The sequence below is a fragment of the Caballeronia sp. LjRoot29 genome (genome assembly GCF_964252755.1).
GTDB lineage: Bacteria > Pseudomonadota > Gammaproteobacteria > Burkholderiales > Burkholderiaceae > Caballeronia.
This window is the reverse complement of record NZ_CAXUPU020000016.1, coordinates 19,739-43,950: the sequence shown is the minus strand read 5'-3', so window position 1 is coordinate 43,950 and position 24,212 is coordinate 19,739. Positions and strand designations below refer to the sequence as shown.

Sequence of the window (24,212 nt, the reverse complement as noted above, 5' to 3'; positions counted from 1 at the left end):
GCCGCAAAGGCTATAACCAACGCGTCAGGGTAGATGGAAGACCGGCACGAGCGCAGTTTGCGCTGGCGAGCGATCCGGGTTTGTTTCCATCAGGTCGGCCATGCTGTCCCACCATTTGCGCATGATGGGCAGGTCGGGCAGCGCGGCCATGGTGTGGTCGCGCTCGCGCTTGAGCGTGGCGAACAAGTCCCCGGTGGTGTCGTCGAGAAAAATCCAGTAGTCACGGACCCCGGCGTCGCGTAACGTCTCGGCCAACTCGGGCCATATGTCGCGATGACGCCGCTCGTATTCATCGCGCTGGCCCGGTTTGAGGGTCATCCTGAACGCAATTGTCTCCATTGCGGCTTGCCTTTTATAGGTGTTGAACCGGTTAAGTCGTGCTCCGACTTACGGCTTATGCGTTACGACTATAATTCGCCGACTGATAACATGACAATCCGAAGTAAGGATCAGCCGATCGCAAAACCGAATCGCACAATGGTCGCACGGATGGTCCATGACCGCCGCAAAATTGACGCACGAGAACGCCCGATGACCCAGAACGTCTCCCAGATTGCCCTCGTCAACCGCCTGAAATTCAAGCATCTCGCGTTGCTTGTCGCTCTCGACGACGCCCGCAACCTGCACCAGGCCGCCGAGGCCATCAACGTTGCCCAACCGAGCGCGAGCCGCATGCTAAGCGACATAGAAGAAGCGTTCGGCTTTCTCCTGTTCGAGCGCAACGCCCGCGGCATGCAACCCACTCCGCTCGGTGTCGCCACGCTCGCCTATGCGCGCCGGTCGCTTGCCGACCTCACCCGCTTCGCGGCCGACCTTGAAAGCAAGCGGCGCGGCGGTCATGGTCAACTCACTGTTGGCGCGATCATGGGCGCGGCGCCCGACGTGCTCGCCATGGCTATCGCCGAACTTAAAAGCGAACGGCCGCTGCTCAACGTACGCATACTTGGCGAGACCAGCGACCAGGTCGTGCAATTGCTGCACCGCCGCGAAGTGGATCTCGCGCTCGGCCGTCTCACCACGCCGCTCCAGCACAACGACTTCCACTTTGAACCCCTCTCGCGCGAAGCCATGCGTCTGGTCGTGCGCGCCGCGCATCCGCTCGCTCATGAAACCACGCTCTCGCTCGATGCGCTGATTTCCTGGCCCTGGATCCTGCAACCCATCACCAGCCCCGCACGTGGGTTGTTCGAAGAAGAGCTCGCGCGAGCCGGGCTTGCCTCACCTTCTAATGTAGTCGAGTGCGCATCGATCTTCGCCACGCTTCAGCTTCTGCAAAACAGCGACGCTGTCGCCATGCTGCCGGAGTCAGTGGTGCGCGATTACCTGCGCGCGCATTTGCTGATCGAACTGCCTATCGAGATCGGCAAAAGCCTCTCGGGATTCGGCTTGCTACGGCGCAAACATGAAACGCTGAGCGAACCCGCCGAATACTGCATCGCGCTGCTGCGCAAGTACTCGGCCGGCTCGTTCACTGAAGGTTAACGAACAAGCCGCCGTCCACCAGCAGCGATGCGCCCGTCACATAACGCGCGCGATCCGATGCAAGGAAGGTCACGCACTGCGCAACGTCATCGGGTTCACCCAGGCGTCCGAGCGGAATCCGTTTTTCGAAGTACGCGCGCTTCTCGGTATCGGCGAGATCTTCCGCGTTCAGGTCCGTCGCGATGGTTCCAGGCATCACCGAATTGCAACGGATGCCGTAAGGCCCAAGGGCAATCGCGCATGACTGCATCAACGAATGAACGCCTGCCTTGGTCGGCGTGTAATGCGTTTGCATGCCGCCGCCAACGAGCGCGCTGATCGAACTCGTCGCGACAATCGAACCGCCGGTACCCTGCAGTTTCATCTGGTTGGCGACAGCCTGAGTCACGTAGAACGCGCCGTTCAGATTGACGCCGATGGTCGCTTCATACACCGACGCCGGCATGTCGAGAAACGAGTGGAACGGGCAAATGCCGGCGTTGCTCGCGAGGACGTCGACATGACCGAATGCATCGACTGCCTGCTTCACGAGTTCGAGCCCCGTCTCGCGCTGCGCGACATTTCCTTCGACCGCAATCACTCGCCGGCCAAGTGCCTCTATCTCGCCGACTACTTCCTGCACGGCCGAGAGGCGTCCATACGAGCGGTCGTTATCGCCCCAATAATTCAGCACGACGTCCGCGCCTTCCTTCGCGCACGCCACGGCGATCGCGCGGCCAATGCCTCGCGATCCGCCAGTGACAATCACTACTTTGTTCTCAAGCAGCACGATTGAACCTCAATGTTTCAGTGTCAGTGTGTATAAGGACGCACAAGGGTGCATTCAGGATTGAGCCGCACACCAAAACCCGGCGTCTCCGGCACCTTCATCCGGCCGTTCACGGGCACAGGTTCATCGAGCAGCAACGGATTGAACATGGGCACGACTTCGTCGGCTTTCGGCGCCATCATCAGGAACTCCGCGAACGGCGAATTGTGCCGCGTCACCACGAAGTGATAGCTATAGACGGATGAACCATGCGGTACGACCAGCACGTTGTGGGCATCGGCGAGTGCGGAGATCTTGATCAGCTCCGTGATGCCGCCACACCATCCCACGTCCGGCTGAACCAGATCGGCGCAGCCCATTTCAAACAGCATGCGGAAACCCCAGCGCGTGGCCTCGTGTTCGCCAGTTGTCACCATCATGCCGCGCGGCACCGAGCGCCGCAGTTCGGCGTAACCCCAATAGTCGTCGGGCGGCAATGCTTCTTCGAGCCACTTCAGGCCGTATTCCTTCGCCGCGTGCGCGAGGCGCGTTGCGTAGTTCAGGTCGAGGCTCATCCAGCAATCGAACATCAGCCAGAAGTCGTCGCCTACTTTCGCGCGCATATCGGCGAGCTTCGCAATGTTCTTCGCCAGCCCTTCCTCACCTTCTGCCGGTCCGTGTTGCAATGGCATCTTGCCGCCAATAAAACCCATCTCCTTCGCGAGGTCCGGACGCGCGCCAGTTGCATAGAATTGCAGTTCGTCGCGTACAGGTCCGCCCAAAAGATGAAACACCGGCTCCTTGCGAACCTTCGCCAGCAAATCCCACAGTGCAAGGTCGACGCCCGAGATCGCATTCAGCACAATGCCTTTGCGCCCGTAATAGAGCGTGGCGAAATACATCTGGTCCCACATCTTTTCGATGTCAGTCACTCGCTGACCTTCGAGAAACCGCGCCAGATGTTTCTCCACGATAAACGCGCCGATCTCACCGCCGGTCGTGACCGCGAAGCCGACCGTGCCATCGCTTGCTTCAATTTCAACCACGAGCGAACCGAGGACGTTGATGCCAAACGACTGGCGGCTTTGGCGATACTCGGGGTAACGCGCCATTGGCGTGGAGATATGGTCGTCGATCCAGTGGTCGGCGCCCTGGTCGTGATAATCAGCGCCGCCGCCGCGAACAGTGAACGCGCGAACGTGGCGGATGGTAGGCATGGACATGATCGGACTCCGTAAGGTTCTATTATTCAGGACGCTTTGGTTCTGGACGATTTGGTTCTGGACGCTTCGGCACGCTTGTCGTGCGTATACGTGAGTGCCTGCGCGGGACGCACAAACACGATGATCGCGATGGCCGCGAGCACTGCAACAAGTCCCAGCAGGACGAGACCCGCGCTAGTCGATGCATAGGACCGCTCCGCGGCCGTGCGCACCATCGGCGCGACGAAACCGCCAAGGCTGCCGAGCGAATTGATCAGGGCGATGGCACCAGCCGCGGCGGCGCCCGTCAGGTAATGCGTGGGAAAGGTCCAGAACAGCGGTTGCGCTGCAATGAGGCCGCTCGCCGCGAAGCACAATGCAATCAGCGAGATCACAGGTTGACCCGCAAGTCCCGATATCGCGATACCCGCACCGGCAACGACCAGCATCAACACGGCGAGCCATCGATGCTGCCCATGACGATCCGCATACCGAGGTACGACCCACGTAACCAGCACTGCGCACAACCAGGGGATGGCCGTGACGAAACCGACCTTCGCACCCACGTTCGCACCCAGCAACGCGGCCACTTGTTGCGGCAGATAAAAGATGACGCCGTACACGGACATCTGAATCAGGAAATACACGGCCGACAGGATCAGCACGCGTGGATCAATCAATGCGGCAAGCACGCCGCGCGGACCATGTGCCGACGCAGTGTGTGCATCCTGAGTCAGGCGTGAGAGCAGGAGTTCGCGTTGACCGGCATCTAGCCAGCGGGCCTTCGATGGATCGTTGTCCAGATACCAGAATGCCCAGATGCCAACGATGGACGCAAGAACGCCTTCCACCAAAAAGAGCCACTGCCAGCCCGCAAAACCAAACGCGCCATGCAGATCCAGCAATGCGCCGGACAACGGGCTGCCGAAGATGAAGGCGAGCGGCGCGCCGAAATAGAACACGCCTAATGCTCTTGCTCGCGCCGATTGCGGAAACCAGCGCGTGAGGTAATACACAATGCCCGGGAAGAAACCTGCCTCGGCCACACCCAGCGCGAAGCGCAAGACATAGAACATGGTGGCCGTATGCGCGAACGCCATGGCTGCGGAAACAAGCCCCCATGTCACCATGATCCGGCACATCCAGAGCTTTGCCCCGACCCGATGCAGCAGCAAATTGCTTGGCACTTCAAAGAGCGCATAGCCGACGAAACACACCCCCGCTCCGAACGCAAAGGCCGCGTTCGACAGACCCGTATCGTGCTGCAGCGCTTTCTGCGCAAAGCCGATATTGGCCCGATCAAGAAACGCCAGCATGTACATCAGAAGCAGGAACGGCAGCAGACGACGCATCACCCGCGCGACGACGGCGTCCTCCGCGGTAGCGGTTTCGCTCATGCGTGTCTCCAGTTATTTTTATGTCGCGGGCATACTTATAACCTCGCCCGCAGCGGCTTCAATACGTCGCGCGGCCACCGGACAGATCGAAGACCGACGCCGTGCTGAACGCGCAGTCTTCCGAGCTGAGCCACAAGATGAGCGAAGCCGCTTCTTCCGGCAGCAGGAAGCGGTTCATCGGGATCTTGGAAAGCATGTAATCGATGTGCTGCTGCGACATGGAATCGAAAATCTCGGTTTTGGCAGCGGCCGGCGTCACCGCGTTCACCAGGATGCCGCGCGTGGCAAGCTCTTTGCCAAGCGACTTAGTGAGACCGATCAGGCCGGCTTTAGAGGCACTATAGTGCGACGCATTCGGATTGCCTTCCTTACCCGCCACCGAGGCAATGTTCACGATCCGGCCGTAGCCTTCCTTCAGCATGTGCGGCACGACGGCGCGGCAGGTGAGATACGGTCCAATCAGGTTCACGTCAATCACACGGCGCCATACGTCCGGCGCCAGTTCCCAGGTCGTACCGTTGCCGCCGGTGATGCCGGCGCAGTTGATCAGCACGTCAATCTTTCGATGCGCTTCCAGCGTCTGCTGCGTTGCCTGCTCAACCGATGTCTCTTCCGTCAGTTCGACCACGGCAACGCTGACCTTACCGGCCTTCGCCAGTTCTCCACGCGCTCGCTCGAGGCGTTCCGCATCGATGTCCCACAGCGCAACCTCAGCGCCCGAGGCGAGCGCACGTTGCGCCACTGCATAGCCGATACCGCGCGCGCCACCGGTGATTACAACGGTGCGTCCAGCCAGATCGATCTGGTTCATCGTGTCTCCTTTTGTCTTTAGGATGATTGTTTGTTTCGGCACTCTGTTTCGGCGCCTGCTTAAAGCCGCTGATGAATGAACTATAGAGGCGCTCTCATAGCAAAACAATCCGACTATTCGATGGTCCGATAGCAAAAGTGAATCACAACCTCTTAGAGGGATTGTTCGGGTTCGGGTTTAACCGGGTGACGCCTGCTTGTCTTAAGCGCCAAGCTTGGTCAATCGGTCGTTCTTGCCGCATTGGCCTCTCCGGGCACGCTGCTTGCACAAGCCGATAGGTCCATTGATTCAGGGGGTACATGGAAATCACCTAAGCCGGAGATGCCTCCGGTCATTATCGATATCACCATGCTGGTAGCCCGCTACGCGCATTTCACCTGACGGAGAACACTATGGAACCTGTATCACACGGAATTATTTTTTGGCTGATCATTGGCGGAATTGCCGGCGCACTCGCCGGCCGGATCGTTGATGGCGGCGGCTTTGGAATTATCGTGGACATCATCGTCGGCATTGTCGGCGCGTTCATTGGCGGCTGGCTGGGCGGCGTGCTCGGCCTGCACATGGGCGGCGGGATTATCGGGTCGTTGATCACCGCGCTGATTGGTGCGGTAGTCCTGCTCTTGATCCTGAGGCTCTTTAGCCGAGGGCGAACCGTTTAGCCTCGGTCAAGCTGGGGAACCGCATAGCTGGAACAGGCGGCAACACCGGCAGTTCGTTTGATTGAAAAAATCCCGCTCTGGCGCTAAGCCAGAGCGGGATTTTTCTTTTGTCCGCTGCACGTTTTTCGTACATTCCCTTAGCACCGTCAGGTGAGTACAATTAGATGATTAAGATCAGGCATCCTGATCAGTTAACTCAAAGCTGATTTAAAACAATGCTTCATCCGGTTGATTTCAATGCTGCAAATTTCATCTGACATGCTCATTTTCCTTGCTCATTTTCCATGAATAAGCACAAAAGTACTGGAGCACTTAGGAGGCCAGTGCTTGCCGCACTGGCCGCATTGCTCGCGAGCGCCGCGTTCTGCGCGCCAGCCTTTGCCGACGTGCCGTCGCTTAAAGGTAAACGCATTGGCATTTCTGTCGCAGGCACAGAGCATTACTGGCACTTGAAAGCCTATAAAGGACAAATAGATGAAGTGAAGCGTCTTGGCGGGACGCCCATCGCGCTTGACGGAGGCCGCAAGGATAGCCAGCAGATCGCGCAACTCCAGGCGCTGATCGCGGAGAAGCCCGACGCCATCATTGAACAGCTTGGGACCGAGGCCGTGCTCGAACCGTGGCTCAGGAAAATTCGTGAAGCGGGCATCCCGCTCTTCACCGTCGATACCGTCAGCCCGTCGAGCATCAACGTGACGACATCGGATAATTTCTATATTGGCGAACAGCTTGCATTGAAGCTCGTCAGCGACCTGCATGGGGAAGGCAACGTTCTTGTCTTCAACGGCTTTTACGGCGTGCCGGTCATGGCAATGCGCTACGACCAGTTGCGCGAGGTCCTGAAGTGGTATCCAAAGATCAGGATCATCCAGCCCGAACTGGTCGACGTGATTCCGAACACCGTGCAAGACGCTTATTCGCAGGTCAGCCAGTTACTCGCCAAGTACCCGAAGGGCACCGTGCAAGCGATATGGGCCGGCTGGGACATACCGCAGATCGGTGCAACGCAGGCGGTTGACGGGGCGCACCGCACGGAGATCAGGACCTATGCGGTTGACGGGAGTCCCGACTTCGTTGCGTTGGTCAAGAGCCCTCGGTCCAGCGCTGCGGCCGTGGTAGCACAACAGCCTTACCTGATCGGCAAGACCGCCGTGGACAACGCAGCGCGCTATCTGGCGGGCGATCGCACGTTGCCTCTGGTCACCTATGTGCCGTCGATCCTCGTGAGCAAGGACAATGCCGCAGAGGCGCAAAAGTCGCTGGGGCAATCCGATGCCAAGTGAGACTTCCTCCTAGGCCGCACCGGATATTTTTCACGCCATCAGGATAGCGAATCAATTTGCCTCAGTGGCGAACCTCGGGAATCCAGGCCGCCTTGGCCACATCTGCCCGCCTGAAATTCACAAACCGGGACTCGAGATCCGCGATGGTGTGAATATCGTTCTTGACGAGATCGTCGCGCGTGATCAAAGCGGGCTTTATTTCAATCCTGTGGCCTGGGTCCTGGCCCGCCACCAGCAATGCCGCGGCGCGCACCGAAACCGCACCCACGACGGCCGGATTGGTCGCGGCAGTGGCAACCCACGAACTCCCCGGCGCCCGGATTGCCTCGATGTCAGCCGTCGAAATATCGGCGCTATAGATCCGGACCTTCGAAGCAATGCCCGCTTCGTCCGCAGCCAGTTTCGCGCCGCGAGCGAACTCATCGTAGGGCGCAAAGACCACGCGTACATCAGGATGCGCCCTGTACGCCGCCGCGGCCTGGTTCGCCACCGACTGCGCAATCGGGTTGTCCACCGTGCCGAAACGCGCCGCCTCCGTGACCTTCGGATGCGCAGTCTTGAAAGACTTCCACACCGCGTCACGCCGGTCTAGCGGAGCGAAGCCCGGCACATAGACGTATGCGGCGGCAAACGCATCGCCGTTATCTTTGACGGCCTGATCGAGCAGCAATGTCGCGAGATCATGGTCGCTCTGCTCGATTTGCGGAACCTTCGGGTTGCCGAGATCGACGTCAAAGGCGACGACCTTGATGCCTTTATCAAGCGCCACCTGCACCACGTCCTTCAGGGACTCCGGCAGACCATGATTCACGATAATCGCGGCAACGCCCAGATTGATCGCTTGCTGGATCTGGTCGCGTTGCTGCGCTGCGTCCTGACGGCCCTCGTAAATGCGCAAGTCGATGCCAAGTGCCTTAGCCTGCTTTTGCGCGCCGGCCTCATAAGCCTGAAAGAAATCGCCGGTCGACAGATAGTTGACCAACGCGATCCTGACACCGCCCTTATCGAACGGTGCGGGCGCATTGGGTAAGCCGCCAGCTGCATGGGCGGAGATGCTGCCCGCAAGCAGCGCGGTGGCGATCAAGCGGCCGATAGGTTTAAGCATTAAGTAAGGTTTCCGTTTTTGTGGAGTAAGCGTGGGGACAACGTTTGATTGAAGAGGCACGACCCTTTTATCGACGACCCGCTTCTAGTTCCACGGGTGGCGCGCCGGCTTGATGCCGTTCAAGTAATAGTTGCCCACAAGGTGATATTTCCAGCGTACGGGATCATGCAGCGTATGCGTGCGCGCATTGCGCCAGTGACGGTCAAGGTTGTGCGCGGCAAGCGTCGACTGCGTACCCGCCAGTTCGAATAACTTTTCACTTGCCAGCAATGCGATCTCAGTCGTCAGAACCTTTGCTTCGCCGACCGCTACCGATGCCCGGGCGATATCGTCTTCGCTCGGCGGATGCGCTTGCGTTGCAATGGCGTCCAGCGTGCGCGCCGCGCGTTCGAGCAACGCCTCCGCCGCGTGCAACTGGATGTGAAGATGACCTACTTCGCGTACGACAAGCGGATCGTCGCTTGCGCGCTCCACGCCGCTATCGATCCATGGCCGCGAGCGCTCACGTACAAATTCAAGCGTGTCGTCCACGGCCGCCCGCCCGATACCCGCATCGATTGCTGCCTGGATGATCTGCGAAATAGGGCCATTGAGCGTCGGCAGATCCGATACGCGAAACGCTGGGAATACGTGGGATGCGGCAACCCGTACCTGGTCCGCGATAACGGTGCCGCTTGCAGTCGTCCGTTGGCCGAAGCCCGACCAGTCGTCGATCACCTGCAAGCCCGCGGTACCCGCCGGAATGTAGGCAAGCCAACCACGGCGTTCGTCGTCGAGACCCAGGATGGGCACGTAGTGCGCAAACAGCGCGCCGGTTGAATAAAACTTCGTGCCATGGACGACATATTCGTCACCCTCGGCCGTGACGCGCGTCTTCAGGTCAAGGACGTGCTTCGTTCCCTTCTCGGAGAAGCCGTTGCCGAAACGCTTGCCCTTCAATATCTCACCGAAGAAGAAGCGTTTTTGCTCAGGGGTCCCGGTGAGCGCAATGACATCGACGAGACCCAGATGATTCTGTGGCAACTGCGCCAGCGACGGATCGGCCGCAGCAATGATCTTGATGACTTCGGTCAATGTCACATACGACACGCCCGCACCGCCATACTCTTTGGGTACGGTGATCGCCCATAAGCCGGCTTGCGAAAACCAGTCGATTTCCTCGTGGGGCAAGCGCCGTTCGCGGTCGCGCTCGCTGGCGTGTTCTGCCAGGCGAGCGGCTACTTCGTGGGCACGCGCAATGGCTTCGGCATCGTCACAGATGATATGTGCGGGCCTTTGTTCCGAACGTTCGTTTGCATGAATAGATGCGGGACGCGCCGCTGCATCTTGCGGAATGGCTGACATGCTTACCCTTTTATGTGTCGGTTCGACATCAATCTAGCAGCGCCATGACCGGGCGCAAACCGAACGATAACGCTAAGCACATCAACAGAATGCTTCTACGCTTAGCTCGTTTACTGCTTAAACGCCAAGCCAGATTGAATTCATCGCGCCCCTTGTTTTCCGATGCTGAACGTGAAGGCCAGCGCGCCAACAAGCAACGCGCCCTTGATGAAATCCTGCATGTAATAAGGGGCATTGAGCATCGTCAGTCCGTTGAGCAACACGCCAACAAACACGGCGCCGACGGCCGAGCCAAGAACGTTGGGACGCTTCGCACCCCAGACCGCATAACCAATCAGCGCGGCGGCAACCGCATCCAGCAGCAGCGAATTGCCGGCGCCCACATCGCCACGCCCGACTCGCGCGGCAATCAACGCACCACCGAGCGAAGCAATCACGCCCGACGCAACATACGCCGCCACCCGGTAACGCGCCGTTGGCGCACCCGCGAGCCGCGCGGCTGTTTCGTTGCCGCCGGTCGCATAGAGCACGCGTCCCCATCGAGTAAATTCCATGACGAGCACCGCGACCAGCGTGACCACCACGAGCACGATGACCGGCACCGGGACGACATCCAGCCAGCGAGCCCGGCCCAACGCCAGGAAGGCCGCTGGAAACGCGCCGGTGGCCTCGGTGCCGTCCGGCAGGATCGTGCCGGTTGCGAGCGATCGCCCTCCTGTTGGAATCAGTTGCAGTCCCGCTAGCAGGAACAAGGTGCCGAGCGTGGCGAGCTGGTCCGGGACGCGAAGACGCGTGATCAGCAAACCATTAAAAAGCCCCGCACTGACCCCTAACGCAAGGCACGCAGCAACAGCGGCGAACGCGTTGCCATGCCACACAACGAGCACGTAGCTCGCGGCCATCTGCGCGGTTGCCGCCGTACTGCCGACCGATAAATCGAAGCCGCCGACCGCTAGCGTGATGCTGACGCCCACGGCCAGGAGCGCGACAATCGACGCAGCCTGCAAGATGCTGAACAGATTGTCCACGCTCAGGAACGCGGGCTCGCGCCATGTAAAAACCACACCCATTGCGACCAGGAGCAACAAGATGCCGCTGCGTTCCAGCTTCGTCCTGATGCTGGTGCGTCTGAGCTCCGTTCGAACAGCGGAGCTCGCTGCGGTAGAAGCGCCAAGTTTCATGCGTCAGGCTCCGGCAAGATTTTCAATGTCTGATTCAATAATCGAACGATCAAAGTGCAGCACGCGGTCGGCAACTTCGAAGGCCTCCTCGATTGCGCTAACGAACACCACCGTCACGCGCCCCGCTGCATTCGCTCGCAACACATCGGCAATGTCCGCGCGAGCGCCGGCATCGACGCCCTGAAACGGCTCATCGAGCAACAGCACCCGTGCGGGTTCCGCATGCGAACGCGCGAGTACGACCTTTTGTTGATTACCGCCGGAAAGGTTGACCACGCGATCTGCCGGGCCGTTGCATCGAATGGAGAAGCGTTCGATGGCAGACGCAGCCTCTCGGCGTTCGCGGGGCCGGTTGATCCACCCGCTCTTGAACCAGTTCGATAAGAACGGAAAACTCAACGTGCCTTCAATCGATGCGAACGGCACGCTATCCGGAAAGAGCGACGAACTCCAGCGATCCTCGCCTACAAGGAAAACGCCACGGCGAATTGCGTCGGCAGCAGAACGCGGCTGCCATGGCTCGCCATCGAGTGTCATCGTGCCGGCAATAACCTTCTCGATACCAAACAACGTTCGGGCTAGCCGCGATTTGCCGCCACCCAAAGGTCCCGCAAACGCAACGATCTCGCCGCGAGCAGCATCGAAGTCGAGCGCGGGACCATCCGCACCCGGGAACAATTTAAGGCCTCTGACTCGAAGTCCCTCGTTCGCTGTCGAGCACACCGCTTGTCGTTCGCGCGCCTTCGGTAATGCCCGGCCGATCATCGTTTCAGTCGCATCGTCGAAATCGATTGGCGTCTTTAGATTGGCTACGAGCCGTCCATCCCGGACGATGACCACCCTGTCCGCCATGCGCTTGAGATCGCCCAGCCGATGCGAGACCAGCAGCATGGCGACACCACGCTCGCGCAATGTGTCGAGTGCGGTAAAGAGACGTTCGGCTTCGGCAGCCGAGAGGCTTGCCGTGGGTTCATCGAGGATAAGAACTCTCGGCTTGACCGCGAGCGCCCGGGCTAGCGTAACGAGCTGTCTTGTCGCAAGCGGCAACGTGAATAGCGGCGCGCGCAGGTCCACATCGAGGCCAACCAGTTCCGCAATGGAACGTGCATCCTCGAGCCGCGCAGAGGGCCTGACAAACCATGGCGTCGCCGCATTGTTGAAGCGGTCGAGCAGGAGGTTGTCCGCGACCGACAGCTTGGGCACGACCGTGTCCGCAATCGACTGATGCATGGTCGCTATGCCGAGCGCCTTCGCTTCTTGCGGTGAGTCCGGTGCATACGGCTTGCCGTTCAGTTCAAGCGAACCGCCGTCACTTCCATAAACCCCGCTCAGTATCTTGACGATCGTGGACTTGCCCGCGCCGTTAGCGCCCATTAGCGCCACCACCTCGCCCGCAGCAACAGAGAGATCGAATCGATCGAGCGCGACAGTCGGGCCGAAGCGTTTCGATACCGACCGCGCGACTAGCATTCGCAAACCGGCCGGGACGACGTGGATGGAACGGGCGCGTCTTCGTCGTCGATATCATGCGCGGTCGGCTCATAGCGGATCAGCACCAGGAACCCGATCGGGATCACGGCGGCCAACGCAACGATCCAGAACATGTCGGTGCCGAACCGCGCCTTGAGGATCGGCAAGACGAACAAAGCGAGTGCACTGCCAATGCCCGCGAGCGACCGGCCGAAGCCCACACCCGTGCCGCGAATGGAGGTCGGATAAGACAAGGCCGGGTAGATCATCATCTGCGCGCCCGGGCCAAACCCCTCGGCGAACAACCATGTTCCCAGCATCAGCACGGCAAGGCCGATGCCAATCGCCGCCTGTGGATGTCCGATCAACGCCAGCGCAATCAGTGACACAAACTGCAACGCAAAGCCCGCTATTGCCACATGTCGCGATGGAAATTTATAGGCGAGCCGCATGCCGAGCAAACCACCCGTCAGCGCGAACAACACGTTCAGTCCAAGCGATGCCGCGATGGTTTCAAACACGCCGGCGCCCAGGAATTGCGACAGGATGGACGGCAGGAAAAACGCGATGGCGGTGTATTCGAACGGGATGCAAAGATTCATCACGCTGGCAACCAGCGTTCGCTGCAGATAAGGCCGCTGGAACAGCACGCGAAATTTCACGGGCGGCTGCGTGGACGCCTTCTGCTCTTTCGTATCGTGCACGGCATGTGCGTGAATACCGTAGGACTCCCTCAGGATTCGCACCGCTTCTTTCAGGTTGCCCTGATTTGCGGCCCACAGCGGCGACTCATTCATAAACTTGCTGCGCACCATGATGATGATCAGCGCCGGCACGGCCCCGAAGATCAGCGACGCGCGCCAGAGCCAGTCGGCGTGCTGCGCCGGCAAGAAAAAGTAGAGCGCGAACACGATCAGGAAACACACCGATGACGCCGCGTACCACATCGGGCACCACGCAGCGAGCCGAGAAGCCTTGTTCCCTCGCCCGTTGAATTTCGAAAACTCGGAGAGGAATGCCATCGCGACCGGCAGGTCGATGCCTACACCGAGTCCCATCACGAATCTCGCCGCGATCAGAACCCAGACGTTCGGTGCGAGTCCCGCTGCAATGGCTGCGACCACGAAGAACAGCATGTCGGCCATGAAGACTTGATAACGACCGATCTTGTCGGTGAGCCATCCGCCGGCGATGCTGCCGAGAATCGTGCCGATCATGATCGACGAACTGACAAAGCCGCTTAGCGCAGGGGTCAGGTTGAATTCACGCGTGACGTCCTGAATGCCGTATGACAACGTGGTGAGATCGTAAGCGTCAAGGAACACGCCGCCTAGCGCGAGCAAGACAATCACGCGCGCATGAGTGTTCTTCGACAGGCTCGTGTTGATCAGGCGCGATACGTCGCTTGCCGATCCGATCGGCGATGACGCAGGCAAGACGGATTCAATGTCGACGGTGCTCAAGATACGGCTCCTTGGCTTGTGAGTTGCACGGGGCTTGCAGGGGCAAAGAAGCTTTATACGGACAGCAATCGCGTCACGCAAAGAACGAGTTTTGCTTTCGATATGAATCGCCGGGTGGCAAGCCTTCACGGTCGCTTGCGTGCGCTGTATGAAAGTGCCGGCCTTTACAGCCTCGGGCATATGCAAAGCTGAAATCGTTAGAGCGCGCGTTCAGTTCGGCGACTAGATTGTCCGGTTGTCAAAGCGAAAATCGAGAATCGGCCGCCATGAGCAAAACCATCCATTTCAACGCGTTCGAGATGAACTGTGTCGGCCATCAGTCGCCCGGCTTGTGGTCTCATCCGCGCGACCGGTCATCGCAATACAAGGACCTCGAGTACTGGACCGATCTCGCAAAAATTCTGGAGAAGGGTTTCTTCGATGGCATCTTCATAGCCGATGTGATCGGTTATTACGACGTCTATAAGGGCAGCAACTACCACGCGATCCATCAAGCGGCGCAAATACCGGTCAACGATCCGTTGCAGCTTGCAGCGCCCATTGCGATGGTGACCCAGCATCTCGGCATTGGCATTACGGCGTCGACGACCTTCGAGCATCCGTACACTTTCGCTCGCCGCCTGTCGACCGCGGACCATCACACTAAAGGCCGCGTGGGATGGAACATCGTGACGTCGTATCTGGAAAGCGGCGCAAAGAATATCAGCGAAGGCGGCTTGCGCAAGCACGCGAACCGCTATGAGGTGGCAGCGGAATATATCGAGGTGCTGTACAAGCTATTCGAGGGAAGCTGGGAAGAAGATGCCGTGGTCCGGGATCGTCACAACCGTGTCTTCACGCATCCCGAGAAGGTCCATGAGATAGGTCACCACGGCAAATACTTCGACGTGCCCGGCTACCATCTTTGCGAACCATCGCCTCAACGCACGCCCGTGCTGTATCAGGCTGGTGCATCGGGTGCCGGGAAGGCCTTTGCAGCCCAGCATGCCGAATGTGTATTCGTTGCGGCTCCGACGAAGGATGTGTTGAAGGCTTACGTTGCTGACGTACGAGAGCAGGCTGCGCAAGCTGGGCGGGATGCGAGCGGACTGCTGATCTATAACCTGGTCACGGTCATCGTGGATCAGACGGATGCCAAGGCGCAGGCAAAGTTTGAGGAGTATCGCCGCTATACGTCCTACGATGGCTCGCTCGTATTCATGTCGGGATGGACAGGTGTCGACTTCGGTCAGTACGCGCCGACCGATCTGGTGAAGAAAGTGGAAACCAACGCCATCGTCTCCGCTATTGAACATCTGGCGGGCGGTGCGAAATCCTGGACCATCGACGAACTCGCGGCATGGGGCGGTATTGGCGGCATGGGACCGGTGTTTGTGGGTTCCGCGGCTACCGTTGCCGATATTCTGCAAACATGGGTTGAGGAAACCGGCGTCGACGGCTTCAATCTCGCGTATGCAGTCGCGCACGAGACCTTCGAGGATATCGTTGAACACCTTGTGCCGGAGTTGCAGCGACGCGGCGTTTATCGGACGGAATATACGCCTGGTACGCTGCGCGAAAAGCTGTTCGGCAAGGGGCGCTTGTTGCCGGCCGGGCATCCCGGTGCGAGGTATAGGGACATCGAGGCGTTCAAACGAGGCGAAGCGGCTGGATCATTGGTTGCCTTGAGCGAATAGCGACGGCCAACAATTAGTCTTCTATTCCTCGGCCCACTTCGTGAGTTGTTATCCGGTCAACTCATGTAGCTTGCGCATACCGTCGCGCAACCAGTCCAGCAGCGAGTGTTCAGTGCCCACCGGCGCAGGTAGCTCGGTGTTCAGCTTGCGCAGGGTGTCTTGCTGTTGCGAAAGCACATGGCACATCTGCTGACCTATTTCCGGCCGGCTCTTTAACAATGGCGTCAGGTCCGCCTTGTCCAGCCGATAAATTAATGTCCGTGTCAAAGCCGTGACTTGCGCTTGACCCGGCAGTCCGGCGAGGACACCCGCTTCGCCGATCGAGTCGCCGGGTCCAAGGCGCGTGGATTCGATCGGGCCGGAAGGTCCTTTCACCACCACCGACAAAACGCCTGACTCCACAATCATCAGATAGTCCATCACCTCTTCTGCCTTGACCACCTCCTGATTCACTTCGTATTCGTGACGGGACAATCTCTTGGACAGCGCTTCAATTTCTTCACTCGGCAACGCGCGAAAAAGATCGACGTGTGACAGAAGCCGTTGCCGGCTGTCGGCAACGTCGTGGCGTGGCGGACGCGGCGCGCTCAATGGCCAGAGCTCGATTCCCGCAGCGGCAAGATGGCGATGACACAGGTCGTAAAGCTGATTCGTCACGGTCACGGACTTGCTGATGTCATCGATATAAACCGTGACTTCGTATTCAATCGAGTTGATCGAAGCCTTCTTGATGAGCGCATAGGGTACCGGCGTTTGCAGCACCATGTTGCTTCCCGCGATGGCACGCTGCAACGCGCCAAGAACGCTGGCCGGGCGTTCTTCCGGGGAAATCTGGAGCGCGACGGACACGCCGTGAAGCGCAACCGGGCGACTGCTGTTGGTGATTTTCGCCTTGGCCGCCACGCTGTTCGGGACAATGACAACGTTGCCGTGTGAGGTAAGCAGGTGCGTTGCACGCCAGTTCATCTCCAGCACCTTGCCATCCACGCCGTCAACCGAGACCCAGTCCCCAATGTGATAGGGCTCGGTCGTATTCAGCACGATCCCGGCGAAGACATCGCTAAGCGTGCTTTGTATGGCGAGACCCAGCACGATTGCCAGTGCACCTGACGTGGCGACCAGTCCCGTCACCGGTAAGCCGAGCACGAATGCAAGCGAGGCGACCACTGCAGCTAGAAAAACCAGCGCGCCGAGTACGTCCTGAAAAAGGCGTTCGCGGTGCCATTGACGCGATTGGAAGGCTGCGTCCAGCGACATCGTCAGGAGACGCGCACCGATGAGCCACCACGAAACCTCGAGAATCTGGGCTGCAAGATGACGACCCGGAGACTCAGGCCACGGTGCCGGCGAGAAGGGACTCAGGGTCGAACCAAACAACAACGCGCTCAGCAGCGCGAAAATCACCAGTCTGAGCAGCAAGCGGATGGTTTCGTGGCGCGGAAACGCGGCGCGCCAGAGTACAACGTCCACCATGATCAACACGAAGCCAAGAACCAGTGGATCTTTCACAGGACTGCTCCTGACATAGAGGACCTTCAGTGTGACTGCGCAACAAACGGGTGGGACCAGTCACATGTTGTTTTATCTGAGTGCCTTCGCATTCTACGGTTTCCTGGCCTTATCCGTAGGACGTGTCGTGCGTCCGGCGATCACCACGAGCGCGATGAAACGCTTGAATTTGAGTGCCGGACAGGAGGCGGCCTCGATTCGTCATACGCCTTACTCGCGCCTGAAATCCGGACCGTCAGGCCTTAGATAGAGCCTGCCGCTTTACAGCCTGCCAGTCCGCTCGCGCTTCCACCCACTCCGCGACCGCGAGCAGACGCTCGTCCTGTTGTGCCGCGCCGATCAGCTGAGCGCCGAGCGGAAGACCAGCGGGCCCGAGAGCAATCGGTAACGTAATGGCAGGGACGCCAAGGAAGGTCCATGGTGCACATAGCGAAGCGTCACCGGTGTAGTCAAGTCCAACCGGCGCTTCCCCTGTAGCCGGTGCAACGAGAAGCACGTCGAGGCGCAAATCCTCCTGCAGCCAGCGATCGAAGAGATGGGCCAGCCGCACCTGTGCAGTCCGCGCTCGCGCATAGTCGACACTCGATACGCCACGGCCCTCCTGGATCAGGGACGTCATGACCGAACTGATCAGGCCGGGTGACCGGTCAAGGAGCGCACCGTGCACCACGGCCGCTTCGACTGCCAATATTGCCGATATCAGCGTCCCTGTGTCCTCCAGTTCCGCCGGCAGATCGACCGTGACGACTTCCGCTCCATCGGCTTGCAGTCGTGCGGCCAGCCCGTTCAACGCGCTCTCCTGAGCCGGTTCCATCGCGCTGCCTATTTGCCTGCGCAAGATGCCGATACGGATGATCGCGCCGCCGTCGTTGCCTGGGTTTTTGTTCTTGCTGCGTACGTGTGAAAAGTGAAAGTCCTGGTCGTCGGAACCCGATACTACTTTGAAGGCGTATGCCGCGTCGCCGACATTGGCCGTGAACATTCCGATGTGATCCAGCGATGGCGCCAGCGGCAACACACCGCTTCTGGCAATGCTTCCATACGTTGGTTTGAACCCCACGACACCGCAGTACGCTGCGGGGCGAATGACGGAACCAAACGTCTGAGTTCCGAATGCAAGAGGAACAATCCCCGCTGACACAGCCGCAGCAGAGCCGCTGGACGAGCCGCCGGGTGTATGCTTTTTATTCCACGGATTGACCGTTGCTCCCGGATGGCGCCATGCGAACTCTGTTGTAACCGTCTTTCCTAAGATGGTCCCGCCTGCTTGCAGCAAGCGTGTCACTAGAACGGCATCGGCTTCCGGCGTGCGGCCCGCGTAGGCCGGCGAGTTGTATTCGGTCGGCATGTCGGCCGTGTCGATAAGATCTTTTATGCCGATGGGCACACCCGCTAGCGGCAAGCTGATTTCGGCTTGGTTGACCATGGCTGCGTCTGGCAGATAACTGAATGCGTGCAAACCCGGTTGGGTTCGTCGGGCGGTCTTATCGGCGGATTCAATGCTTTGCTGGATTGTTAGAACACCGCTCTCGACAGCACGGCGAATTTCGCGCAAGGTGGGGGCGTTTGTTGGTTCAGCCATCTCGTGAATAATCCCGGTATGTTCCGTGCTCTAAGCGACAGGGTGCACGCACCTTGATCTTAGCGCTAACGCCTTAGTATGCCAGCCGCTTGGGGCGAGGCAATAATGGGCTCATCGATGGCCAAAAATGGTTTTCGTTCGCACTTCAGGTTGGATGGGATGGTTCTGAGGGTAGCGGGCTGAGTTTTATGCCGGGTTGCTGCTTTTTAGGTCTTCGCGCGTTTGGTGTTAGCTGATTTCTTTATCGCTATTAGCCACTGCGCGTGGCGGCGCGTCATTTCTTTGTCCAAAGCGACAAAGAAACGAAGCAAAGAAAACGCTTTCACCTCTCTAAAAATTAAGTGTCCACAGCGTGCAGTTTTATTTCATGGGTACCCCAAAAGCACGGTGCTCGCAAGAGCCACGGATGTGTGAAACCCTCCTTCTCGCGAATCCTGACAGTAAAACGCTTCGCCCCGTACGCTCTCGGGCTAGCACCCTTGCCCCACGAACCGGCACGGCGCCACGCATATTTGAGGTGCCGGTTCTTAGTAGCTTGGTTGAACAGTCCACGCCGAAGGGGTCGCATGTCCTGCGTTGCGGATCACAGAATGATGTGCATTTATTGCTTCAATTTTTGGTGATTTGGCTGGTGAATCGCATGGACGTTTTCGTGGGGTACGGCGTTACGTGTTTGGGTGGCCTTGTTTCCTTGTGCTTGGCGAAGTGGTTCGTCATCCATACAAATTCGGTGATTGGTTTTCCGCGTATAGCGCGGGGGGCTCCTTGGGCAGGTTCAGTCGCTAGTGCTTGCCCGAGAGCGTACGGGGCGAAGCGTTTTACTGTCAGGATTCGCGAGAAGGAGGGGTTCACACATCCTAAGCTCTGGCGAGCATCGTGCTTTTGGGGCACCCATGAATCAAAACTGCACGCTGTGGACACTTAGGGTAGAGCGGTGAAAGCGTTTTCTTTGCTTCGTTTCTTTGTCGCTTTGGACAAAGAAATGACGCGCCGCCACGCGCAGTGGCTAACAGTGATAAAGAAATCAGCTAACACCGAACCCGCAAAAACCTAAAAAGCAGCAACCAAAGAAAGTGCAGAGAGATCCAACCTCACCCCTGTCCGAGCGGCAGCGTCGCAGGACGAACACGCCGGCCGGCCAACCCCCATACAACCGCAGCAATAACCAGTGCAAGCACACCGGCAACGCATAGCGCAGACGCGAAGCCACTAGCGAAACTTGCCGGAGCTGCAGCCGCAAGAAATACCTTTGCGGCAGTCGCTAAATGCTCGGTCGCATGAGCAGCGTCACCGGCAAGCAATCTGGACATGAAGTCCGCATCAAGCGAATTCCTCACCGCGGGTGCACTTGCCAAGGCTAGATCAAAAGCCGTTTGCGTCCGCGATGCAAGCACCGCACCAAGCACGCCAACCGACGTGACAATTGCAGTGAACCGCGTGGTCGTACTAATGCCGGAAGCCATGCCCGTCCGATTGGGCGGCACGCACGCCATGATCGCCTTCTGCGTATCTCCGTTCAATATGCCGGCACCACAACCAGTCACGATCATGCCAAGCGCAACCAGCCAGTATTTCTGGCTCATTGATACCGACGCGGTCAATAAATTCCCCACGCCGATCAGCCCAAGCCCGACCGTCAGCAACGTGACGCTGGAAAAACGGCCAGCCAGCCACGCACCTATGTAGGGACCCGCGATCATGGCAGTGGCAAACGGAAGCATACCGATGCCCGCGCTAACCGCCGGCCATCCAAATGCGTTCTGCAAATACAGCGGCAGGAAAGTCATCATGACCTGAGCGCAGGCCGCATAGCCGAACATGCTAAGCACCGCAGCAACAAAACGCGACTGACGAAACAGCGACAGATCGATCATTGCATGCGTGCGGCTCTTTTCCAGCTTCAAGAATACGATCAGCAATCCTGCACATCCGGCGAATCGGACTGCCGTGAGCAGACTTTTCCAACCATCTGTTTGTGTTCCGATCAGCGCCCAGATGCCAAGCGCCAGAGAAGCACCGAACAGCAGGCTGCCCATTACATCGATTGCTCCGGCTTGAGGGTTGCGCGACTCGCGGATCGAGCGATGCACACACCAGGCGAGCACCGAGCAAACAGGAAGGTTCAGGAGGAAGATCCACCGCCACCCGAGCCATTGCGTAATCACACCGCCGACTAAAGGTGCGACCGTGGTCGCGAGCCCCATGCACATGCCCCACACGGCCCACGCACGCGCTCGCGAAGGCCCCTCTTGGAAGGTGTTGGCTATCACGGCGAGCGCGGCGGTCAGCAACATCGACGCGCCCACGCCTTTTACCGCACGAGCCAGATTCAGGAAAAGCGCGGTAGGCGCAAGCCCGCATCCGAGCGATGCCAGGCAGAAAACGCCCAGGCCGATCATCATCAGCTTTTTCCGGCCGAAGCGATCAGCTATGCCGCCGGCCGCCAGCAAGCACGATGCAAAGGCGACCATGTAGGCACTCACCACCCATTCGACGTCGGCAAAACCGACGTGGAACGATCGCGCAATCGAGGGCAACGAGACGGCGACCACGTTGGTATCGAGAACGATCAGCGCGCAAGTTGCCGAGGCGGTGCCCAACACGAATCGTGCTGCACGCGCGTTTAACGCCGGGGCCGGTGACGGCGGAGAGTCGTTTGAAGGCACCTGTTGAGACGGTTGGTTGTTACCCGGACTTCTTCGAAACATGGATACCGCCGTCGCGATGGAATTGACAGCGCACATCCTATCTGTACCCGTGTTAGCCGTCACTAACGTAAGATCACAGAATTATTCACGAAAATGTTAATACAGTGAAACTCGAACTTCGCCATATCAGGTGCTTTGTATGCGTTGCGAAGCACCTCCACTTTGCCCGAGCGGCCGAGGAACTGGAGATCGCGCCGCCCTCGCTCACCAAGCAGATTCAGGAAACCGAGCGGTTGTTAAACGTGCGCCTGTTTCATCGGACCAAACGCAGCGTTGCGTTGACGGCCGCGGGTGAGGCCTATTTGCCCGAAGCGCTGGCAGCCCTTGCCCATTTGTCACGCGGGCATGAACTCGCCGCGTTAGCCGAGCGTGGGGAGCTAGGCCGGATCGAGGTGGGATACGTTGCATCGGCGGCATTTGCAGGCGTACTTCAAAGCACCGTCCGCGGATTCCGTCATGACAACCCGCGCATAGAGATGGCCCTTAGTGAGCTGGCAATGGACCGCGTGCCGGCCATGCTCGCTGAAGGGGTTATCGACGTCGCGTATGTCAGGCCGCCCATGCACTATCCGGAGGGTATTCAGGCGATCACGCTGTATCGTGATCATTTCATTCTGGCAATTCCTGAAGACTCGGTGTTGGCGGGATCGGCAAGTGTTTCTCCCGCCCAATTGCGTGACTGCGTTTTCGCGTTGCCCGAGCAGGACTTTGGAACGTTTGAGGTCGGGCGCAGGGGCCGTTTTAAACCGCAACTGGGTCCGAGACCCGGACCGTTGGCTGCGGTACTGGCCTGCGTTTCGCTAGGGGGAAATGTCTCGATAGTGCCGCACACGCTCAGCGACTGCGTTTCATTGCCTGGCGTGATTTATAAGCCGATTACCGGCAAACCGATCGTTTCGGAGGTCGCCATGGCATTTCGCCGGCACGAACGTGCCCCTGCTGTACGTGCATTCATCAGCTATACGAAACAGTTGATGATCGACGCCTGATAGCCTGAGCTGCGGGTCAGGTCAGGTCAGGTCACCGGCGCCGGATTAAACAACGTAAGCGCGTTATGCAGTTTCAAATGCTCGGCGCACGTCTGCCTGCGTCCGCTCGCCACGTCCAGCATCAAACGGAACAGTTCCCAACCTACGTCTTCAATCGTCGCGTCGCCGGTTGCTATGCGACCTGCATCGATATCCATCAGGTCGTGCCAGCGGCGTGCCAAATCGGAGCGTGTCGCGACCTTGATCACCGGTACCTCGGCCAGGCTATAAGGCGTGCCTCGTCCCGTGGTGAACACATGCAGGTTGATACCGGCGGCGACCTGCAACGTGCCGCAGATGAAATCGCTTGCGGGCGTTGCAGCGAAGATCAGCCCCTTCTGCTTCACCTTCTCACCCGGCGACAGCACGCCCGAGATGGCCGAGTTGCCCGACTTGATGATCGAGCCCATCGCCTTCTCGACAATATTCGACAACCCGCCTTTCTTGTTTCCCGGTGTCGTGTTCGCGCTGCGATCCGCGCCGCCGCGCTTCAGATATGTGTCGTACCACTGCATCTCGCGAATGATCGCCTGCGCAACCTCGGCGTTGGCGGCACGGCTCGTCAACTGGTCGACGCCATCGCGGACTTCCGTCACTTCGGAAAACATCACCGTCGCGCCCGCACGCACGAGCAGGTCAGTCGCAAAGCCGACTGCGGGATTCGCGGTGAGTCCGGAGAAGGCATCGCTACCGCCGCACTGCACGCCGATCACGAGATCGGCGGCCGAACATGTTTCGCGCCGCCGACGGTTCAGCCGTTCAAGATGATGCGTAGCAGTCCGTATGATGGAATCGATCATCGACTGGAACCCGACGTGCGCATTGTCCTGCAGCACGACAACATCGCCATTCGAATCGTCCCCTGCCGTTGCAATCGGAATCGTGCCGACGGGCATCAGGCGCTCAGGCTGCAGCTTTTCGCACCCGAGGCTCACGATCATCACTTCGCCGCCAAAGTTCGGATTCAAACTGATGTTGCGCACGGTGCGAATGGGCACCATGGCGTCCGGGGCATCGATGGCAACGCCGCAACCATAGGTATGTTCGAGTCCGACAACATCATCGACATTCGGATAACGCGGCAACAGTTCAGCCTTGATCCGCGCGACCGCATGCTCGACCACACCCGACACGCATTGCACGGTCGTCGTGATCGCAAGAATATTGCGCGATCCGACCGACCCGTCCGCGTTTCGATACCCCTCGAACGTGAACCCTTCCAGCACGGGCATATCGGGCGCCGCGCGCGTGGCGATTGGAAGGTTCTCCAGACCCGGCGGCTCCGGCATCCGGATCACGTGTTCGTTGATCCAGCTCCCCTTTGGCAAGTCCTTCAACGCGTATCCAATCACCACGTTGTAGCGCACCACGGCTTCGTTCTCGGCCAGATCAGCGAGCGCCACTTTATGGCCTTGCGGTACACGCTCGCGCAACACGAGGCCATCGGCGAATACGGCGCCTTCGGGCAAGCCGCCGTCGTTGACGACAATCGCCACATTGTCCTGAGGATGAACACGAATGTAGAGAGGAGACTGTTCCATTTCGATCGAACCTTAAGGTG

Annotated in this window: 19 protein-coding genes; 5 read left to right on the top strand and 14 right to left on the bottom strand. The window is 59.0% G+C overall.

What is annotated here, in order from left to right:
* Positions 1-24: 24 nt before the first annotated feature.
* A complete protein-coding gene (gene rhaM / locus ACSQ83_RS18510; RefSeq protein ID WP_414953007.1) occupies positions 25-339 on the bottom strand; it encodes an L-rhamnose mutarotase in 315 nt (104 codons plus the stop codon).
* Positions 340-531: 192 nt separating this feature from the next.
* Between rhaM and ACSQ83_RS18505 the strand changes: the two genes are divergently transcribed.
* The gene (locus tag ACSQ83_RS18505; RefSeq protein ID WP_414953008.1) at positions 532-1,482 is read left to right on the top strand and encodes a LysR family transcriptional regulator; all 951 of its coding nucleotides are present in this window, start codon (positions 532-534) and stop codon (positions 1,480-1,482) included.
* On the opposite strand, the gene ACSQ83_RS18500 is transcribed toward ACSQ83_RS18505, so the two are convergent.
* The 4 genes from ACSQ83_RS18500 to ACSQ83_RS18485 are packed head-to-tail and all read right to left on the bottom strand — an operon-like array spanning position 1,469 to position 5,640.
* The gene (locus ACSQ83_RS18500) at positions 1,469-2,251 is read right to left on the bottom strand and encodes an SDR family NAD(P)-dependent oxidoreductase (RefSeq protein WP_436229148.1); all 783 of its coding nucleotides are present in this window, start codon (positions 2,249-2,251) and stop codon (positions 1,469-1,471) included. The two genes, ACSQ83_RS18505 and ACSQ83_RS18500, sit on opposite strands and share 14 nt — an antisense overlap.
* A gap of 23 nt (positions 2,252-2,274) precedes the next feature.
* Positions 2,275-3,453: an L-rhamnonate dehydratase gene (gene rhmD, locus ACSQ83_RS18495; protein WP_165103356.1), complete on the bottom strand. Its 1,179-nt coding sequence runs from the start codon at positions 3,451-3,453 to the stop codon at positions 2,275-2,277.
* Between the two features lie 26 nt (positions 3,454-3,479).
* Positions 3,480-4,829 (bottom strand): MFS transporter, encoded by a 1,350-nt coding sequence (locus ACSQ83_RS18490; RefSeq protein WP_436229147.1) that lies wholly within the window; start codon positions 4,827-4,829, stop codon positions 3,480-3,482.
* 58 nt (positions 4,830-4,887) lie between these two features.
* Positions 4,888-5,640 (bottom strand): SDR family NAD(P)-dependent oxidoreductase, encoded by a 753-nt coding sequence (locus ACSQ83_RS18485; RefSeq protein WP_414953011.1) that lies wholly within the window; start codon positions 5,638-5,640, stop codon positions 4,888-4,890.
* Between the two features lie 392 nt (positions 5,641-6,032).
* On the opposite strand from ACSQ83_RS18485, the gene ACSQ83_RS18480 reads away from it, so the two are divergent.
* Positions 6,033-6,302: a GlsB/YeaQ/YmgE family stress response membrane protein gene (locus tag ACSQ83_RS18480; RefSeq protein WP_414953012.1), complete on the top strand. Its 270-nt coding sequence runs from the start codon at positions 6,033-6,035 to the stop codon at positions 6,300-6,302.
* Positions 6,303-6,586: 284 nt separating this feature from the next.
* Positions 6,587-7,585 (top strand): sugar ABC transporter substrate-binding protein, encoded by a 999-nt coding sequence (locus ACSQ83_RS18475; RefSeq protein WP_436229146.1) that lies wholly within the window; start codon positions 6,587-6,589, stop codon positions 7,583-7,585.
* A gap of 61 nt (positions 7,586-7,646) precedes the next feature.
* Here ACSQ83_RS18475 and ACSQ83_RS18470 read toward each other — a convergent pair whose 3' ends face one another.
* From ACSQ83_RS18470 to ACSQ83_RS18450, 5 genes are all read right to left on the bottom strand, one after another.
* Positions 7,647-8,690 (bottom strand): substrate-binding domain-containing protein, encoded by a 1,044-nt coding sequence (locus ACSQ83_RS18470; protein WP_436229145.1) that lies wholly within the window; start codon positions 8,688-8,690, stop codon positions 7,647-7,649.
* A gap of 84 nt (positions 8,691-8,774) precedes the next feature.
* Complete coding sequence (locus ACSQ83_RS18465) at positions 8,775-10,034, bottom strand: SfnB family sulfur acquisition oxidoreductase (RefSeq protein WP_436229144.1); 1,260 nt, start codon at positions 10,032-10,034, stop codon at positions 8,775-8,777.
* A 140-nt stretch (positions 10,035-10,174) separates the two neighbouring features.
* Positions 10,175-11,215: an ABC transporter permease gene (locus tag ACSQ83_RS18460; protein ID WP_436229143.1), complete on the bottom strand. Its 1,041-nt coding sequence runs from the start codon at positions 11,213-11,215 to the stop codon at positions 10,175-10,177.
* A gap of 3 nt (positions 11,216-11,218) precedes the next feature.
* Positions 11,219-12,685: a sugar ABC transporter ATP-binding protein gene (locus ACSQ83_RS18455; protein ID WP_436229142.1), complete on the bottom strand. Its 1,467-nt coding sequence runs from the start codon at positions 12,683-12,685 to the stop codon at positions 11,219-11,221.
* Positions 12,679-14,148, bottom strand: a complete 1,470-nt coding sequence (locus ACSQ83_RS18450) for an MFS transporter (RefSeq protein WP_414953018.1) — start codon at positions 14,146-14,148, stop codon at positions 12,679-12,681. The genes ACSQ83_RS18455 and ACSQ83_RS18450 overlap by 7 nt, the downstream gene beginning before the upstream one ends.
* A gap of 266 nt (positions 14,149-14,414) precedes the next feature.
* Between ACSQ83_RS18450 and ACSQ83_RS18445 the strand changes: the two genes are divergently transcribed.
* Complete coding sequence (locus tag ACSQ83_RS18445; RefSeq protein WP_436229141.1) at positions 14,415-15,824, top strand: LLM class flavin-dependent oxidoreductase; 1,410 nt, start codon at positions 14,415-14,417, stop codon at positions 15,822-15,824.
* A gap of 48 nt (positions 15,825-15,872) precedes the next feature.
* Here the strand turns inward: ACSQ83_RS18445 and ACSQ83_RS18440 are convergent, their stop codons facing one another.
* The 3 genes from ACSQ83_RS18440 to ACSQ83_RS18430 all read right to left on the bottom strand — a co-directional run bounded on the left by ACSQ83_RS18440 (position 15,873) and on the right by ACSQ83_RS18430 (position 21,623).
* Positions 15,873-17,333 (bottom strand): mechanosensitive ion channel domain-containing protein, encoded by a 1,461-nt coding sequence (locus tag ACSQ83_RS18440; RefSeq protein ID WP_436229140.1) that lies wholly within the window; start codon positions 17,331-17,333, stop codon positions 15,873-15,875.
* 235 nt (positions 17,334-17,568) lie between these two features.
* A complete protein-coding gene (locus ACSQ83_RS18435) occupies positions 17,569-18,915 on the bottom strand; it encodes an amidase (protein WP_436229139.1) in 1,347 nt (448 codons plus the stop codon).
* 1,091 nt (positions 18,916-20,006) lie between these two features.
* On the bottom strand, positions 20,007-21,623 hold the full coding sequence (locus ACSQ83_RS18430; RefSeq protein WP_436229138.1) for an MFS transporter: 1,617 nt from the start codon (positions 21,621-21,623) through the stop codon (positions 20,007-20,009).
* Between the two features lie 104 nt (positions 21,624-21,727).
* On the opposite strand from ACSQ83_RS18430, the gene ACSQ83_RS18425 reads away from it, so the two are divergent.
* On the top strand, positions 21,728-22,612 hold the full coding sequence (locus tag ACSQ83_RS18425; RefSeq protein WP_436229137.1) for a LysR family transcriptional regulator: 885 nt from the start codon (positions 21,728-21,730) through the stop codon (positions 22,610-22,612).
* A gap of 26 nt (positions 22,613-22,638) precedes the next feature.
* Here ACSQ83_RS18425 and garD read toward each other — a convergent pair whose 3' ends face one another.
* Entirely contained in the window at positions 22,639-24,192 is a 1,554-nt protein-coding gene (gene garD, locus ACSQ83_RS18420) for a galactarate dehydratase (RefSeq protein ID WP_436229136.1), read from the bottom strand.
* Between the last annotated feature and the right edge of the window lie 20 nt (positions 24,193-24,212).